The sequence below is a fragment of the Paenibacillus sp. LjRoot56 genome (assembly GCF_964253335.1).
Classification (GTDB): domain Bacteria; phylum Bacillota; class Bacilli; order Paenibacillales; family NBRC-103111; genus Paenibacillus_E; species Paenibacillus_E allorhizoplanae.
Genome location: NZ_CAXURV020000002.1, coordinates 1,039,124 through 1,056,924 on the forward strand (window position 1 = coordinate 1,039,124; position 17,801 = coordinate 1,056,924).

General features: G+C 42.4%; 17 protein-coding genes. 15 read left to right on the forward strand and 2 right to left on the reverse strand.

What is annotated here, in order from left to right; genetic code table 11:
• Window positions 1–84 precede the first annotated feature (84 nt).
• Complete coding sequence (locus ACSQ8O_RS17010) at window positions 85–1,053, reverse strand: hypothetical protein (protein WP_436242648.1); 969 nt, start codon at window positions 1,051–1,053, stop codon at window positions 85–87.
• Between the two features lie 90 nt (window positions 1,054–1,143).
• Between ACSQ8O_RS17010 and ACSQ8O_RS17015 the strand changes: the two genes are divergently transcribed.
• Window positions 1,144–2,274, forward strand: coding sequence for a class I SAM-dependent methyltransferase (locus ACSQ8O_RS17015; protein WP_436242649.1), 1,131 nt, complete (start codon window positions 1,144–1,146; stop codon window positions 2,272–2,274).
• A 32-nt stretch (window positions 2,275–2,306) separates the two neighbouring features.
• Here ACSQ8O_RS17015 and ACSQ8O_RS17020 read toward each other — a convergent pair whose 3' ends face one another.
• A complete protein-coding gene (locus ACSQ8O_RS17020; protein ID WP_029196536.1) occupies window positions 2,307–2,537 on the reverse strand; it encodes a DUF2626 domain-containing protein in 231 nt (76 codons plus the stop codon).
• A 389-nt stretch (window positions 2,538–2,926) separates the two neighbouring features.
• On the opposite strand from ACSQ8O_RS17020, the gene ACSQ8O_RS17025 reads away from it, so the two are divergent.
• The 14 genes from ACSQ8O_RS17025 to ftsL2 all read left to right on the forward strand — a co-directional run bounded on the left by ACSQ8O_RS17025 (window position 2,927) and on the right by ftsL2 (window position 17,794).
• Window positions 2,927–3,580 (forward strand): RsfA family transcriptional regulator, encoded by a 654-nt coding sequence (locus ACSQ8O_RS17025; protein WP_056609674.1) that lies wholly within the window; start codon window positions 2,927–2,929, stop codon window positions 3,578–3,580.
• Window positions 3,581–3,682: 102 nt separating this feature from the next.
• The gene (locus ACSQ8O_RS17030; RefSeq protein WP_436242650.1) at window positions 3,683–4,627 is read left to right on the forward strand and encodes a ketopantoate reductase family protein; all 945 of its coding nucleotides are present in this window, start codon (window positions 3,683–3,685) and stop codon (window positions 4,625–4,627) included.
• A gap of 55 nt (window positions 4,628–4,682) precedes the next feature.
• A complete protein-coding gene (locus ACSQ8O_RS17035; protein WP_436242955.1) occupies window positions 4,683–5,042 on the forward strand; it encodes a DUF3397 domain-containing protein in 360 nt (119 codons plus the stop codon).
• 389 nt (window positions 5,043–5,431) lie between these two features.
• Complete coding sequence (locus tag ACSQ8O_RS17040; protein ID WP_436242651.1) at window positions 5,432–7,114, forward strand: peptide ABC transporter substrate-binding protein; 1,683 nt, start codon at window positions 5,432–5,434, stop codon at window positions 7,112–7,114.
• A 98-nt stretch (window positions 7,115–7,212) separates the two neighbouring features.
• Entirely contained in the window at window positions 7,213–8,145 is a 933-nt protein-coding gene (locus tag ACSQ8O_RS17045; protein ID WP_236287527.1) for an ABC transporter permease, read from the forward strand.
• A gap of 3 nt (window positions 8,146–8,148) precedes the next feature.
• Window positions 8,149–9,081 (forward strand): ABC transporter permease, encoded by a 933-nt coding sequence (locus ACSQ8O_RS17050; protein WP_056609666.1) that lies wholly within the window; start codon window positions 8,149–8,151, stop codon window positions 9,079–9,081.
• A gap of 13 nt (window positions 9,082–9,094) precedes the next feature.
• Window positions 9,095–10,132 carry an ABC transporter ATP-binding protein gene (locus ACSQ8O_RS17055; RefSeq protein ID WP_276574849.1) on the forward strand — a complete coding sequence of 346 codons (1,038 nt, stop codon included), beginning with the start codon at window positions 9,095–9,097 and terminating at the stop codon, window positions 10,130–10,132.
• Window positions 10,125–11,099, forward strand: a complete 975-nt coding sequence (locus ACSQ8O_RS17060) for an ABC transporter ATP-binding protein (protein WP_056609662.1) — start codon at window positions 10,125–10,127, stop codon at window positions 11,097–11,099. The genes ACSQ8O_RS17055 and ACSQ8O_RS17060 overlap by 8 nt, the downstream gene beginning before the upstream one ends.
• Before the next feature lie 162 nt (window positions 11,100–11,261).
• Window positions 11,262–12,890, forward strand: a complete 1,629-nt coding sequence (gene bshC / locus ACSQ8O_RS17065; protein WP_436242652.1) for a bacillithiol biosynthesis cysteine-adding enzyme BshC — start codon at window positions 11,262–11,264, stop codon at window positions 12,888–12,890.
• Between the two features lie 11 nt (window positions 12,891–12,901).
• Window positions 12,902–14,164: an adenosylhomocysteinase gene (locus ACSQ8O_RS17070; RefSeq protein ID WP_436242653.1), complete on the forward strand. Its 1,263-nt coding sequence runs from the start codon at window positions 12,902–12,904 to the stop codon at window positions 14,162–14,164.
• 474 nt (window positions 14,165–14,638) lie between these two features.
• The gene (locus tag ACSQ8O_RS17075; protein WP_436242654.1) at window positions 14,639–15,724 is read left to right on the forward strand and encodes a DUF4349 domain-containing protein; all 1,086 of its coding nucleotides are present in this window, start codon (window positions 14,639–14,641) and stop codon (window positions 15,722–15,724) included.
• A gap of 126 nt (window positions 15,725–15,850) precedes the next feature.
• Window positions 15,851–16,288: a division/cell wall cluster transcriptional repressor MraZ gene (mraZ, locus tag ACSQ8O_RS17080; protein ID WP_436242655.1), complete on the forward strand. Its 438-nt coding sequence runs from the start codon at window positions 15,851–15,853 to the stop codon at window positions 16,286–16,288.
• Between the two features lie 84 nt (window positions 16,289–16,372).
• Complete coding sequence (gene rsmH / locus ACSQ8O_RS17085; RefSeq protein ID WP_436242656.1) at window positions 16,373–17,323, forward strand: 16S rRNA (cytosine(1402)-N(4))-methyltransferase RsmH; 951 nt, start codon at window positions 16,373–16,375, stop codon at window positions 17,321–17,323.
• Between the two features lie 18 nt (window positions 17,324–17,341).
• A complete protein-coding gene (gene ftsL2 / locus ACSQ8O_RS17090; protein WP_236287540.1) occupies window positions 17,342–17,794 on the forward strand; it encodes a cell division protein FtsL in 453 nt (150 codons plus the stop codon).
• Window positions 17,795–17,801: the final 7 nt, after the last annotated feature.

The following is a 17,801-nucleotide window of genomic DNA, read 5'->3' on the forward strand; positions in this document are numbered from 1 at the left end:
CTATGAATAGATTATCATATTTCTATTAAATGAAGCACAAAAAAATACTTACCTTTGGGGAAAGGTAAGTATTTAACCTTATTTCTATTTTTTGGCAGCTGGTGTTAAGAGTTTGAGAATATCATCAAAACTCTTCACTTTAGCAGGAATTTCCTTTGTCAGAGGTGTGCCTTGATTAATCGCATCAGTGGTTTGATGGAGTGTAATGTGATTGTCGAGGACTTTGCCATCTAGCGTTACTGAGAACGTGATATCAAGTGTCTGATCACGAATAAAGCCTTGATCATCTATCGCGATCTTCATGCTGCTTGGTGCTTTCAGCGCTATAGAAGCCATCCCATTTTTCTTGAGTGCTTCAGCTTTATCAGCTGTTAGTAAACCATTTGTTTGTAAGGTACCAATGAACTCTGGTAATTTGGCTTGGAATTGCGTATTTATTTCTTTTACATTTTTGGTAGTCAGATCAACTTGAATCGATTTAGCTGTGGACCCGTCAGTTAGTTTAATAGGATCTTTGGCTTGCTTAAACCACTTCGCATCCAATCCTTCGAAAATCAATTTCGTAAGCGCGGTGGAAACTTGAGGTGTATTTTTCAACGTGTCAGCCGTTAATGGACTAGCCGTTGTGCTGCTCGTTTTTTGTAAATCTATGGCATAGAACTCATCAGCTGTCTTATTTAAGGCTGGCATATTAAAATACAATTTGCTATCTTTAATGAGAATTGGTATATCGACGGGGGAAGTAGATCCCTTAGGTGTTATACGTAAGTCTGACTGATATTGGAGCGGGTCTACTTGGCTAATACCCTTCCACGTAATCGTGCTCTCTCTGATCAAAGATAACAACCCGTTGGTAAGAGGATTTGCTGATTTCATTAAACCATCACTGATTGCGAGAGTCGTGCTTCCATCGAACGTATAAGACTTCAATTCCGATTGTTTGTTTACAGATTGTTGAAATGCTTCTTTAACTTGCGTATTGTCTGTGCAAGCGGTCAACGAGACTAGGCCAATTGCCGTTATCGCTGTTAGGGTAATCCACTTTTTTGTCATGCTGGGCTGTCTCTCCTTCCATAATCCTTTATCATTATAAGGGTTTCCTACTCATTTGTCTGTATGTAAAGAACTGGAGGTTTTACAATCGTGAATCAACTAGAGCCTGCTAGCGTTGCCGCTGCACTGAAGGAACATATTTGCTCGACACTAGATCAAAGAATATCCTTTCGAGACTATATGGAGATATGCTTATACCACGATACAGTCGGTTATTACCGAAAGGATCAAATAAAAATAGGTAAACAAGGAGATTTCTATACCAGCTCTTCCATAGGAACCATAATGGGTGAAATGGTTGCTTCTTTCGTTTATAAACAACTACGAACGCAATCAAATCTGCCTCCTCATCTTGAAATTGTTGAATGGGGGGGAGGCAATGGGCGAATGGCACGCCAGTTGCTTGATGAAATGAGGCTTGCTGCACCCGATCTATATGAACGTTTAACGTATACGCTAATTGAATCGAGTGCCTATCACCGCCAATTGCAACAAGAAAGACTTGTTGAACATGTGGATCGAATTCGTTTCGTGGATGAAACAGCTTGGTTAAGTGAGCCTCCAAGCGATCATGTTTATGTATTGGCCAATGAGTTGCTGGATGCCTTCCCGATTCATCGTCTGCAATACAAAGAAGGGGCCTTCCGTGAATCGTTTGTGATTTGGCAGGAGCAAGAGCCTCATTTGCAAGAGATCTGGTTACCTCTTGGGTCCGGACGCATATTAGACTATCTAACTGCATTAGAAGTTCAATGGCAAGATGGTCAGATTAGTGAATTGAATCTCGAGGCAGTAGATTGGTATGTTCGACTTTCTGGACGGATGCTAAGCGGGTGCGTTATGGCAATTGATTATGGTGATGTGGAGGAGGAGCTGTACGCCTCACATCGGCATCAAGGGACATTAATGTGCTATCGTAAGCACGAAGCGCACGATAATCCTTTTATCGACCCAGGTGAACAGGACATCACGGCACATGTTAATTTTAGCTTATGTCAAAAGGCTGCGGTTGCCGCAGGGTTTGAGTCGTATGTGTTCCAGACACAGCGTCAGTTCTTAGTTGAGCAGGGTATTTTGGAAAAACTGCAAAATCATTTCGATCCCAATCCATTTAGTGATGTGTCCAAAAGAAATCGTTCGATCCGACAATTATTGTTAAGCGATGGAATGAGTGAATTGTTTAAAGTGTTTATTGCCATTAAAAAAGGTGAACCGGCATAATTGCCGATTCACCTTTTTGCTCGTTATCTGCGTTAGACGGACATTTTGAAAAATGACCAATACGTAAATCCGCTGAAGGAGATAATCATGTATCCCCAGAACAGCAATATGTAAGTACGTTCTGACAAGCGCATATAGCCTAGAATGACGAATACGGCAGTTTGAAAAAAGAAAATCAGAGACATAGGTATCATATCGCCAGCTAAGCTCATTAGTGCGATAACAAGTGTCCAAAAACCTAGAACCCGAAACATGCGATCCATTCTCGTTACATCCCCCTCTCGTACCACGTTGCACAATAACTACAACACATTATACCGTTTGATCCAAGTGGTGTAAACCGTCAAACGGTGACGAAATTGAAAACATTTCATCATATAGACGTAGTATGTCTTTTTATACGAATCCCATGTATGAGGGTCAAAAAATTTGGCAATACCATTTAGTATCAAATAGATTCTATGAACTCTAGTACGGGCATAGAAATAGTAATAATGGCAACGAATCAATTGATACCTGTCTGACTAATTGATTCTTCTTTATGATGTATCCGCAGGTAGGAGAGAATTTGATCAGGAATCGAAGCTCCCGAAAAGGAGAGACTTTGCTCTCCGACCAAAGATCCCTATAATTTGTTAGGAGGTTTGGCCTTATGTCGGCAATTAGACAAGATGCTTGGAGCGATGAAGACGACTTAATTTTAGCGGAGTTGACATTGCGTCATATCCGAGAAGGAAGTACACAATTATCTGCGTTTGAAGAAGTTGGGGAGCGCATTGGACGAACCGCGGCCGCGTGCGGATTTCGCTGGAACAGCTTTGTACGGAAGAAATATGAAGCAGCCATTCAAATTGCGAAAGCACAGCGTCAGAAACGGACACAGCTGAAGAAGCATGCACCTGTTTCAATTTCCGGATCTTCTTCCATTGGTTTACTGGATAGTCCTGATGTATCTACTGGCAAGAATGAAGTGTTTACTGAAGAAACGCTATCTATTGATGCAGTCATTCGTTTCTTACGGCAATGGCGCAGTACCTATCAGGATATGAATCGTCATATTAAAACGTTGGAAAAAGAACTGCAGGACAAAGAGGACGAACTCGATAGACTTGGCAGAGAAAATAATAAGCTGAATAAACAAGTGAATGAAGTTGAAACCGATTATCGCGTCGTGAATGATGATTATAAAGCGCTTATTCAAATCATGGACCGTGCCAGAAAAATGGCCTTCCTTGTAGAGGAAGAGGAAGAAGAGAAGCCACGCTTCAAAATGGATGCAAATGGTAATTTGGAAAGAGTCGAGTAATCTGTAAATGACTTAAAATGAAAAGCTGCAAATCAAGGGGAGCCTTGGTCTGTGGCTTTTTTGCTGTATAATAGTGGATACATGAATAAAGGTGGTTATTGCATGCATATCATGATCATCGGCGCTGGCTCACTTGGCCTTCTTTTTGCTGCTAAGCTTGCCCCGAATTGTTCGCAATTAACAATAGTAACAAGATCTGAAGGACAAGCTAGAGAATTGGCGGAGCACGGCATTCAACTCGTTGGGACAGAGTCACTAGAGACGAAGCTTGCGAAGTCGATTGTATTTCAAAGCTATTCTGAGGAGATTAGTGGAAATGTTGCGCGGGAAGTCGATTATATCTTCCTTATGGTGAAACAGACGGCAATATCACCAGAACTTATCACTTATATTCAAAACAAAATGACATGTCACACCTACTTGATATGCTTTCAGAATGGTGTTGGTCATGAAGTGAAATTAAGCCAAGCCATCGGGTGGGATAAGCTATTATTTGCTATTACAACAGAAGGGGCTAAGCGAATTGGGCCTACATCCGTTAAACATACAGGGCATGGAATCACATATTTGGGGGAGTTAGAACCTAAGAATCTTACTGTCACAAATCATCAACATATTTTCATTGTGCAGTTGCTGGAGTTAGCAGGATTTCGTGCGGAATTGTCGAAAAATATGGAAGTTAGAATCTGGACTAAATTAGTCATCAATGCGGTCATCAACCCACTCACAGCCATTCTACGTGTTCAAAATGGTGAGTTGCTGCGTTCGGTATGGACCCTTTCACTTATGCAAGATCTTTATCAAGAAGTGCTTCGATTGGCTGCTGCCAAAGGAATTGAACTTCCGGTTGACTTATGGGATACCGTTCAGGCTGTTTGCGAAGGGACAAAAACGAATCATTCCTCTATGTTGCAAGATATTGAGGCTTCGCGTCATACGGAAATTGACTATTTAAATGGCAGTTTAGTGAAGATGGGCAATGAAATGGGCCTCGATCTACCTGCAAATAGCTTGGTGTATAGAATGATTAAAGCGATAGAAAATTAAGAGGTGAAACTTTTTGCTAAATAGTTTCGTTAGTCTATTATCTACCTTATATGCCATGTTGGCTGTAGCGCCATTTATCACGTTTGTTTTAGTTTGGTTTCTCATCTTTCTATTTCTGAAGGATAAGAAGATGACCACGAGGTTTACTATGGATGTCACAACTTTGTTTCTGCTAGGATCCGTATCCTTGATGTGGAACAAACTTTTTCATACCCAATTTGGTTTTTGGTTAATTGTCCTAATCCTATTAATTGCATTTGGGGTTATTGGGGGTTATCAAAATCATTTGAAAGGGGAAACTAATTTAATCAAAGTAGGCAGGCTGGTATGGCGTCTTAGCTTTGTAGGCTTATCGGCATTATATATTCTGTTATTTTTCGTTCATATAGGTAAAAACTACCTTTTTTCAACTTAAATCTCTTTGTTGTTTCCTTATTTTGGATATTATGGACATTAATTAAACGGATCTTTGTAATATTTATTTGAGATTTGTAGAAAATAACAAACAAAATCGTCTAGATTTTATTAACCGTTGGTTGTATAATTAAAAACCGTGAGAGTAAATTTTTTTACCAGTTATTTAGACAGAGGTAAATTAATTGTGGACAAACTCATCGTTTATGTTATAATTCCTTGCGTAGACTCTAGTAAATTTTTTTACCAGAGGTTCGAGGAATATAATATAACATTAAAGAAGCGGTTTCATTGTTCTCCGGGTTAAAGGTGTAATGCTAATGTTAGAAAAGCTGACAAATCACCTAACCATAGATGTCTAGACATACATATTTTAAAGGAGGAGTTTATATGAAAGCGACAAAGTGGGTTACTACAGCAGTAGCATTAACGCTTATGGGTAGCGTAGCAGTTGGTTGTGGTAAAAGTGAGGAAACACCAGCGGTATCACCAACAGATGGTACAAAAGGTACAACAGCACCAGCTTCCAACAAACCTCAAGAAATTAAAATCAATTTCTCGGCAGAGCCTCCTGTTATGGATAGCTCCAAAGCTACAGCGAATGCTGCTTTTACATTTATTAGCGCATTTAACGAAGGTCTATACCGTACAGATAAAGACGGTAAAGCAACTCCAGGTCTTGCAAAAGATTTCCCTAAAATTTCTGCGGATGGTCTAACTTACACAATCGACATTCGTGACAATGCGAACTGGTCAGATGGTACACCGGTTAAAGCACAAGATTTTGCTTATTCCTTCAAACGTACATTGGATCCAGCTACAAAAGGGCAATATAGCTTTGTAGTAGCATGGATTAAAGGTGGAGAAGCTGTTACTAAAGCTAAAACTCCTGAAGAAGTGAAAAAAGCGCAAGACGCTCTAGGAGTTAAAGTTCTTGGCGACAAAAAACTAGAAATCACACTTGAAAAACCGGTTGCATTCTTTACACAAATGCTTGCATTCGGAACTTTCTTGCCACAACGCGAAGATTTCGTAACGAAAGCTGGCGACAAATATGGCGCAGAAGCTGACAAAGTAATCGGTGCAGGTCCATTTATTTTGAGTAAATGGGATCATGGCCAAACACTTGAGCTTGTTAAAAATGAAAAATATTGGGATGCTGCAAATGTGAAGTTAACAAAAGCAACAGTCAATATCGTTAAAGACACAAATACAGGCCTTAACCTATATGAAACAGATGCGGCTGATTTGACTGAAATCAATCGTGATCAACTTACTTTGTACAAAGGTAAACCGGACAACCTGCCTAAACCAGAGTTGACGAACTCCTACTTGATGTACCAAGTGAAGAAACAACCAGCTCTTGCGAACAAAAAAATTCGTCAAGCGCTTGGTATGGCAATCGATCGTCAAGCTTATGTAGATACAGTTCTTGCTAACGGTTCCGTTGCTTCCACTGGTCTAGTACCAGGTGGTACTTCTGACGGTGCTGGCGGAGAATTCCGTAAAACAGCTGGCGAAACTCAACCGAAGTTCGATGCTGCTAAAGCGAAAACTTTGCTAGCTGAAGGTTTGAAAGAGCTTGGTCTAACAGCACTTCCAAAAATGAAAGTGAACGCGGATGATACAGAAACTGCGAAAAAATCACTTGAGTTCATCCTTGCACAATGGAAACAAAACCTTGGTTACGTAGCTGAAGCGAACCCAGTTCCTCATGCATTGCGTATCGAGCTTTCCTCCAAAAAAGATTTCGATATCGTTCTTTCCCTATGGGGCGCTGATTACAACGATCCAATGACGTTCTTGGATATGTGGGTAACTGGCGGCGAGTTTGATGAAGGTGACTACAGCAACCCAGAGTACGATAAACTTGTGAAGTCCGCTCAAACAGAAACAGATACTACGAAACGTGCTAAAGCTTTGGTTGAAGCTGAGAAAATCCTTATGGATGATCAAGGTGTAGCTCCATTGTACTTCCGTACTCGTGCGTACCTGAAAAAAGCAACAATTAACGGTTTGATTCTTCCTTCGTTTGGACAAGAATGGGAATTGAAATGGGCTTCAGTTAAGTAATCTTTAAAAATAGTTTAGAGCAGAAGGGGCCGTTCGCACCTCGTGGGAGCGGCCTCTTCTAACTTTCTTGTCTTATATTTTAATAAAGGAGGAGCAATATGATTAAGTTCATTCTTCGCCGTTTCCTATATGCGCTTATTACATTATGGCTAATTGCAACATTTACTTTCGTACTGATGAAAAACTTGCCAGGTAATCCACTAGGAGAAGGCGCTGAGAAGATTCCGAAAGCTACGAGAGATATGTTGATGAAGCAATACGGTCTAGATAAGCCGCTATGGGAACAGTACTTGACATTCATGAACAATATCATCCATGGCGATCTAGGAGCTTCCTTTCAATTCCCTGCTCACAAAGTAACTGATATTATCAAACAAGCTTTCCCTTCATCCTTAGAACTTGGATTAATTTCAATTGTAATCGCAATTGTTGTTGGTTTAACTTTAGGGATTATTGCAGCCTTGAAACATAATAAAGCTGGCGATTACACAGCTATGTTCATTGCGATCCTAGGTGTTTCCATTCCATCCTTCGTACTTGGGCCAATGCTTTCTTATTACGTGGGGGTGAAGTGGGGAATTTTGCCAGCTGGTTTATGGAAAGGTCCTGAATACAAGGTTTTACCAGCTATTGCTTTGTCCTTCGGTACTATTGCGATTTTGGCGCGGTTAATGCGTACGTCCATGTTAGACGTTTTGAATCAAGATTATATTAAAACAGCGAAATCAAAAGGTTTGTCAACTATAACAGTTGTAGTTAAGCATACAATTCGTAATGCGATATTGCCGGTTATCACGATTATCGGTCCAATATTTGTAAACGTCATCACAGGTACGTTAGTTGTTGAACAAATTTTTAGTGTACCAGGTTTGGGTAAACATTTTGTGTCATCTGTATATTCGAATGATTATACGATGATTTCTGGATTAACTATATTTTACTCAGCAATTTTGATTGTCGTTATCTTTATTACTGACGTTGTATATGGCTTAGTAGACCCTAGAATTCGTCTTGGGAAAGGCGGGAAATAATTCATGCAAACTCCAAATGAATCAACAGAGACTAACTACAAGTTTGCTCCCGTTTCAAATAAATCTCTAACTGGTGAAGTAATTGTACGACCTTCACTTAATTATTGGCAGGACGCATGGAGACGACTTAAGAAAAATAGACTGGCTATGGCTGGCTTAATTATATTGGTAACTTTAATCGTACTTTCGATTATCGTACCATTTGTTTCAAGCTACGATTATCAGACGCAAAACTTAAAGCTTAAAAATGCGGTGCCAAGCAGTTCGCACTTCTTTGGAACAGATGATTTCGGTCGAGATGTGTGGACGCGTGTATGGTGGGGTACTCGAATTTCCCTATTTATTGGTATTACGGCGGCATTGATTGACTTAGTAGTTGGTGTTATTTACGGTGGGATTTCCGCGTATTACGGTGGGAAAGTTGATGAAGTGATGCAACGTTCCATTGAGATTGTCTACGCAATTCCTTTCTTGTTGATTGCCATTCTATTGATCATGGTTATTGGCTCAGGGGTTTCTTCCATTATTATCGCCTATAGTATTACAGGGTGGGTACCTATGGCGCGGCTTGTTCGTGGGCAGATGCTTACACTCAAAGAACAAGAGTTCGTATTGGCTTCGCGTACACTGGGAGCTTCTCCCATGAGAATAATTATGCGTAGTTTAATCCCGAATGCGCTTGGTATAATCATTGTACAGATCACATTCGTTGTGCCATCTGCGATCTTTACTGAAGCATTCTTGAGCTTTATCGGTCTTGGTGTAAAGCCGCCGCTGGCATCGCTAGGTAATTTGCTGTCAGACGGTGCTAACTATATTCGGTTATATCCGCATCGCCTTATTTTCCCGACAATTGTGTTCAGCTTAATCTTGTTGAGCTTCAATCTACTCGGCGATGGGCTTCGTGATGCGCTAGATCCAAAAATGCGCAAGTAAGAAGGGGTGAATAATGATGAGCACCAAAGACAATTTGCTAGAAGTGAAAGATTTGAGAGTTTCATTCCAGACTTATGCGGGTGAAGTTCAAGCTGTTCGTGGCGTATCTTTTTCTTTGAAAAAAGGTGAAGTGTTGGCGATTGTAGGTGAATCCGGTTGCGGTAAATCCGTAACGGCACAAACGCTCATGCGTTTAATTCCTACTCCGCCTAGTTATATAAAAAGCGGCTCTATCATGTTTGATGGGAAAGTGGATATTACCAAACTTTCCAATAAGCAAATGGAGAAAATTCGTGGCTCAGAAATGGGTATGATTTTCCAGGATCCAATGACTTCATTGAATCCGACAATGAAAATCGGTGATCAGATCACGGAAGGTTTGATCAAACACGAAGGTTTAAGTAAAAGCGCTGCAAGAGATAGAGCTATCGAAATTCTAAAGCTTGTTGGGATCAACTCGCCTGAGGGTCGTATCCATCAATATCCACACGAACTTTCCGGTGGTATGCGTCAACGCGTTATGATCGCGATTGCTCTTGCGTGTTCGCCTAAGCTTCTGATTGCAGATGAGCCGACAACAGCGCTAGACGTTACCATTCAGGCTCAAATTATTGATTTGATGAAGAAGATCTCTGTTGAAACGGACTCATCCATTATCTTAATTACGCATGATCTTGGTGTTGTTGCTGATATGGCAGGGCGCGTTGTGGTTATGTATGCAGGAAAAATTATTGAACAAGGTACCGTAGATGAAATATTCTATGAGCCGCAGCATCCATATACATGGGGCTTGCTTCGTTCAGTGCCGCGGTTGGATACGAACGCGAATGAAGAGCTTGTGCCGATTCCGGGTACACCGCCAGATTTGTTCGCTCCACCGAAAGGGTGTGCCTTCGCAGCTAGATGTCCATATGCGATGAATCACTGTCTGGAAGAAGATCCGGCACATTCCGTGCTGTCTGAAACACATTCAGCGGCTTGCTGGTTACTTCACCCGGATGCGCCGAAGGTTGAACGTCCTGTAGGAGTGGGAGGTAATAGGCATGTCTAAAACATTGGCTAAGTCTGAACAACCAATTTTGCAAATTCGCAATATGAAGAAACATTTCAATCTTGGAAACGGCAAGATCTTGAAAGCCGTAGACAACTTTTCTATAGAAATTAAACGTGGTGAAACGTTTGGTCTTGTTGGGGAGTCCGGTTGTGGTAAATCCACAGCAGGAAGAACCATCATTAAGCTTTATGATGCGACGGAAGGCGAAGTCATTTTCGATGGCGAAGATGTTCATAAGCTGACTGGGAAAAAGTTGAAGGAATTCAACCGGAATATGCAAATGGTATTCCAAGATCCTTACGCATCCCTGAACCCACGTATGACTGTCGGGAATATCATTGCTGAAGGTATTGATATCCATGGCTTATACAAAGGTGCAAAGCGTAAAGAACGTGTTATGGAATTACTTCGTGCAGTTGGTTTGAATGATGAGCATGCTAGCCGATTCCCGCATGAATTCTCCGGTGGTCAACGTCAACGTATCGGGATTGCCCGTGCGCTTGCGATTGAACCGAAATTCATTATCGCAGATGAGCCGATTTCTGCTTTGGACGTTTCCGTTCAGGCGCAAGTCGTTAACCTGTTCAAAAGATTACAAAAAGAAATGGGCTTAACTTACTTATTTATCGCGCATGATTTGGCGATGGTGAAGCACATCTCCGACCGTATCGGGGTTATGTATTTAGGGAATCTAGTAGAAGTTACAACTTCTGATGCCCTATATGCGAAGCCGTTACACCCATATACACAATCGCTGCTTTCCGCGATTCCAATTCCGGATCCAGAAGTTGAGCGTACACGCGAGCGTATTATCCTTCAAGGAGATGTACCGAGTCCGCTTAACCCGCCTAGTGGTTGCCCATTCCGTACACGTTGTCCACAAGCGATGGCGAAGTGTGCAGATTCCATGCCGCCTAGCAAAGAAGTGGAACCGAATCACTTTGTTGCTTGTCATCTATACTAATAAGTCTAGCCGTCCCGTGTGGGGCGGCTTTTCCTCGTTATCTTAACCCTTGCATAATTGTAATTAGAAAAAATACAGTTTTGACGATTTCAGGGCTACCGTGTACAATCAAGGATAGTTGTTTTATTTGTTATGAAGAGGAGACACTAGTCGCATATGCAAATGGAAACTTTTCAATGGAAGAAAAATCAGACATTGGCGGAAGATTATATAACGGGTAAAGGTAAGGCGAAGTCGTTGTTCCCTTATCATTTTGGAAATGCGGAAGATTGGCAAGCTCGTGTGAATTGGCTGGACGGAGCTAAGGATGCCCCGCATGTCGAGCGTGAGCGGCTTGTAGGGGTGCTAGAAGCTTACAACCGACGTGTAGGGAATACAGAAGTGGCTCTCGCGCATGTCGCAGCATTAGGCGATCAGCAAACGCTAGCGATTGTTGGCGGTCAACAAGCGGGATTGTTTGGCGGACAGTTAATGATCCTATATAAGGCCATCACGATTATTCAATTGGCGCGGGAGTGGCGTACTAAGCTGCAACGCACAGTCGTTCCGATTTTTTGGATCGCTGGTGAGGATCACGACTTCGATGAAGTCAATCACGTCCATGTTCTTTCGAATACGCAGCAGATTGAGAAGCTGAAGGTGGAGCATCCAACTGGTGTAAGGACGTCCGTGAGTCGCCTGCCACTGTCCACTGAAGCATGGGAAGAGGCATTGAATAAGTTAGATCAATCACTAATGGATACGGAATTCAAAGCGTCCTTGTTAGATAAAATGCGTTCAGCTGCAGGAGATGGCGCGACACTTTCAGATGCTTTTGCACGTTGGATGGCGATGTTGTTTGGCGAGTATGGACTTGTATTAATCGATGCGGATGAGCCTTCGGTTCGTGCACTAGAGTCATCTATGTTTGAGCAAATGGTAGAGCAAAATGAGTTATTTACCGCTTCCTTACTGCGCAGTCAAGCTGAAGTCAGTCAATCGGGTTATGGGATTCAAGCGGAAATTCATGAGGATGCTGCGAACCTCTTCGTTTTCGCCGAAGGTGCGAGGTTGCTGCTTCATCGTGAGGGAGAGCACTTTACGGATAAGAAAAATACGGTTAGTTACACGAAAGCTGAACTTCGCGATAAAGCAATTTCGACACCGGAACAGTTGAGCAATAATGTCATGTCTCGGCCGCTTATGCAGGAATATCTATTTCCAGTTCTGGCAACAGTCCTTGGCCCTGGGGAAATTGCTTACTGGGCGCTGACGAAGCAAGCTTTCGAGCATTTTCAGATGCGTATGCCGATTGTGGTGCCGCGCTTGGAGTTTACCTTGATTGAGGGTACGATAAAGAAACAGATGGACAAATACGAGCTTACTTTGACAGACGTTCTGGAACGCTTTGATGAGAAGAAACAAGCTTGGTTGGATGCGCAAGATACACTTCAGCTCAACGAACGGTTTGAAGCTGTTAAGGAGTCCTTCCTTAGCGCCTACGCTCCCCTTGTGGAGTCTCTTAGTAGTATTAATCCTGGTGTCAAAAAGCTTGGAGATACGAATCTGGCTAAAATCGTGGAACAAATTGAATATTTGCACCATAAGGCAAGCGAAGCGTCACATACGCAATTCGATGCAGCAATCCGGCAGTTGGACCGTGTTCGACTTACTATTTTTCCGTTAGCAAAGCCCCAAGAAAGAGTGTATAATGGGTGTGCTTATCTGAATCGTTATGGGAATGTTTGGCTTCATCATTTACTTGAGACGCCAATACCCGTAGACGGCATGCATCGTATCTATTATTTGTAGGAGGAACGAAGATGACAACTGCAACAAACAGTATTGTAACTGACATGGCGTTAGCGCCGGATGGTCATTTGAAAATTGATTGGGTTCAGGCGCATATGCCTGTTTTGAATCGAATTCGTGAGCAATTCGAGAAAGAACAGCCTTTCAAAGGTTTGAAAGTAACGATCTCCTTACATTTGGAAGCTAAAACAGCTTACTTAGCAAAGGTTGTTAAAGCTGGTGGTGCTGAAGTTACGATCACTGGTAGTAACCCGCTCTCCACGCAAGATGATGTATGTGCGGCGCTTGTTGAAGATGGAATCACGGTATTTGCGAAATATAACCCAAGTCCAGAAGAATACAAAGAGCTTCTTATTAAATCATTGGAATCCAAACCAGATCTCATTATCGATGACGGTGGCGACTTAGTTTCCCTTCTTCACTCCGAGCGTAAGGATTTGGCTGTAAATGTGCGCGGTGGTGCGGAAGAGACAACAACAGGTATTCTTCGCTTGAAAGCGATGGAAAAAGACGGGAAGCTCGGTTTCCCAATGGTTGCTGTTAATGATGCTTACTGTAAATACTTGTTTGATAACCGTTACGGTACAGGCCAATCCGTATGGGATGGCATCAACCGTACAACAAACTTGGTGGTAGCGGGTAAAACCGTCGTTGTAGTTGGTTATGGCTGGTGTGGTAAAGGTGTGGCTATGCGTGCCAAAGGCTTAGGCGCTAACGTCATAGTGACTGAAATCGATGCGATCAAAGGCGTTGAGGCTTACATGGATGGTTTCGCAGTGATGCCGATGATCGAAGCTGCAAAATTGGGTGATTTCTTCGTCACGGTTACAGGCAACCGTGATGTCATCCGTGGCGAACACTACAAAGTGATGAAAGATGGCGCGATTCTTTCGAACGCGGGTCACTTTGATGTTGAAGTAAACAAACCTGAGCTAGAAGCGTTGTCTTCCTCCAAGCGTACAGTTCGTCGTAACATTGAAGAGTATCAGTTAACTGATGGTCGCAAAGTATATATCTTAGCAGAAGGCCGCTTAGTTAACCTAGCTGCTGGGGATGGTCATCCTGCCGAGATCATGGATATGACATTTGCGCTTCAAGCGATGTCCTTGAAATATGTGAATGATTCTTACGAATCGTTAGGAAATACAGTTGTCAATGTTCCATATGTACTGGATGAGCAAGTTGCTCGATTCAAGCTTGAATCACTAGGTACGAGTGTAGATGCGCTCTCAGATGAGCAAAAAGCTTACCTAGATAGCTGGGATGAGCACTAGAATATACATGATGTGATGATGATGCCCTTTGGTCCACTGTTGTGGATTGGAGGGTGCTTTTTTTTGAAGTTAGTCCAAGTCCCGATACAATAGATGTATTTTGTACAGTTAATTTAGTGGGAATTGGCTAGTTTATAACATTAACTGGATTTTCTACAGGTGATTTCAGGGAATTTCGTTAAACTGAGCATTAAAGGGATAATTAACTACATAAAATACATCTAAATCAATATTTCAATGATATTCAGCTAAAATAACTGTACTTTTTCCAGCTAACTCCTAAAAGTCCCCAGCTCTTACACCCCACTAGCTCCAGCAAGCCCAGCAATGTCACGCCAATTAGTAAAACATTCAACTGTCTCGAAAATCTTAATCTCTTTTATTGCAATCCACGTTGTTTCCATGCAACTTTTGAGTTGAACATTCCGTTTGAAGGGTGTATAACCTATAAATGGAAATTGGGGGCGTGTTGCAATGAGGATAAAGATAAGAGCAAGCTTAGCCATTATGATTGTTATGAGTTTATTGGTGTTGGGGGTGCTGGCAGGATGCAGTTCTACCTCCAAGAGCGAACAAGACTCGTCCATGGCCGCTTCCAAAAGTGAAATGAATAGCGCGCAAACATCAGGTGCGATAGCCGATCAGTTTGCCGACGCTAAACAAGTGAATGCAAGTAATGCCGCTCCAGCGGCTAAGGCGAAGGAATCAGCACCGATAGCTCCTACAACGGATGGGAAGGCAGCTGCTCCAAATGTTGTGATGCCTGCTAGCGGGAACGACCAAGAGGCTGGTTTTAACCGCAAACTAATTTATCGGGCTAATCTCGTAATGCCAGTTGAAGACTATAGTAATGCTCAAACCCGGCTGCGGGATCTCGTTGCACTAAGCGGAGCTTACATTTTGCAGTTTTCCGAGAGTGCGAATACCGGTGAAAAGGGTGGTACGTATACGATTAAAGTCGCAGCGAATGGTTTTGTATCCATGCTGGACGGCCTAGAAAAGATAAGCCCGGCGCTCCAAAGGAATGTACAAGGGCAGGACGTGACGGAGGAGTACGTAGATCTTAGCTCTCGTTTGACGGCTAAACAGCTTGTTGAAACTAGATTGCTTAGCTTTATGGAGAAAGCAACGAAGACGGATGATTTACTAGCATTTTCTAATGAGCTTGCCAAGGTACAAGAGGCGACTGAGCAAATCAAAGGCAGAATGCGTTACTTGGATCAAAATGTTTCGTACTCCACCATCGAGCTGCGCATGTATCAACAAACCGGTAAAAAACCGTTGCTTTCTGACCCGAATGAACTAACTCTAGCAGAACGTGTTGAAAAAGCATGGGGCTCTAGCCTGAATGTTCTGGTCGCTGTGATGCAAGGTGTCCTCGTTTTCCTGGCTGCCGCGGTGCCCGTTTTGGTGATATTACTACTTTTTGCATTCCCAATCTGGGTATACAGACGCAAGCGGAACCAGCAATTGAAGGAATTGCGCTTAAAGCTGAAGGAGCAACAAGTAACTGAAAATACACTTGAAGATACGGAACAAGGAACAAAAGGCACAGAATAGACCTAAAAAACGAAATAAATTTAATTAATCCTGCTAACTAAGCAGGATTTCTTTTATTTTTAGCGAATATTGATTCAAATGTGGTGAAAAGTGGTACAAAGTGGAGGGAAAGGGGGACTTGATGCTATGTTTATGGGTGAATATCAACATAGCATTGACGAGAAAGGCCGAATGATTATTCCGGCTAAATTTCGTGAAGCCCTTGGCGAAGCTTTTGTCATCACACGTGGATTAGATCAGTGCTTATTTGTATACCCTCAATCCGAATGGTTAATTCTCGAACAGAAGCTGAAAGCATTGCCATTAATGAAATCAGATGCACGTGCTTTTACCCGGTTTTTCTTCTCTGGTGCAACAGAGTGTGAGATTGATAAGCAAGGGAGAGCTAACATTCCAAGCAATCTCGTCGACCATGCCAAGTTAGAAAAAGATTGTGTCGTTATCGGAGTTTCTAATCGTGTGGAGATTTGGAGTAAGCAAGTTTGGGAAAGCTATGCCAATGAGTCTGAACAGTCATTCAATGAAATAGCAGAGAAGCTGGTCGATTTTAATTTTGATTTATAGAAATTTTGAGTTTCGCTGAAGCAAAACGAAGATTATGCTTACGAAGTCAGTTTTGCCAAGGCAAAACTTTTAGGAGGACAACGAGTGTTTCATCATGTGACTGTACTTAAAGAAGAATCTGTAGAAGGTTTACATATAAAACCAGATGGCGTTTACGTGGATTGTACGATGGGAGGCGCGGGACATAGCTCGCTTATCGCTTCCAAACTAGGACCAGAAGGGTTACTCATTGCCCTTGATCAAGATGATGTTGCTCTAGCCAATGCGCAAACGGTGCTTGCACCCTATCTAGATCGCGTAGCCATTATCAAAAGCAATTTTCGAGAAATCGAGCATGTATTGCGCGGAGTACCCAAAGCTATGAAAGATGGCAGACCCCAGGTTGACGGCATTTTGTTCGATCTAGGTGTATCTTCTCCACAGTTGGATGATGGTGATCGTGGATTCAGCTACAACCATGATGCTGAGCTTGATATGAGAATGGATCGAGATACACTCCTCACGGCCAAAACGATCGTGAATGAATGGCCAGCTGACAAAATTGCTAAAGTTTTTTTCGAATATGGGGAAGAAAAGTTCTCAAGACGAATTGCTGGTGTCATTGTGGAGGCAAGAGAGAAGAAAGCGATTGAAACAACGGGGGAACTCGTTGAATTGATCAAAGAGGGGATCCCAGCAGCCGCAAGACGGACAGGTGGACATCCAGCGAAACGCAGTTTCCAAGCATTACGAATCGCAGTAAACGACGAACTAGGCGCGTTTGAAGAAGCGCTTCAACAATCACTTAACTGTTTGGCGCCTCAAGGGCGTATTGCAGTCATTACATTTCACTCCTTGGAGGATCGCATCTGTAAACAATTTTTTGTGAAAAATGTGGAGAAATGTACGTGCCCGCCAGCTTTTCCAATGTGTGTTTGTGAGAAGGCTGGGGATTTGAAGCTCGTTACGCGTAAACCAATTCTACCTAGTGAACATGAATTAGAAGTCAATCAAAGAGCCAGATCGGCAAAATTAAGAATAGCAGAAAAGCTTTGACCAAGGGAGGAATAAGCGATGTCATCATATATTCAAGGCAATTTGGCACTTGATCCGAAACGGAAACCGAACCAACAACAGCGTGTTAAGATAAAAGAAACAACTAAGGTTGTTTATCGCAATTCCTCATTGCCAGCGCAAGAGAAAATGCTCTACTTATTCACAGTTGTACTCTGTGTTATTGTTGCTGGCGTGATCATTTGGCGGTTTGCAGCGATTTATCAGATGAATGCGAATATTTTGAAAATGCAAGGTGAAATCCGTGAAATTCAAGCACAGAACAGTGCGCTTAAGCAAGAAGTTGAGAAACTGCAAAGTCCAGATCGTTTAAAAGAGGAAGCCGTACGCCTCGGGTTTAATTTACAAGATGTGAAGCAAGGTGAAATCGTAGCTCAATCTACGAAAGCGAAATCTAGTACGACGACAGCTACAACGAGTGGCAAAAGTACGAAAGCTGCTTCTAAACCGTAACAGGCAG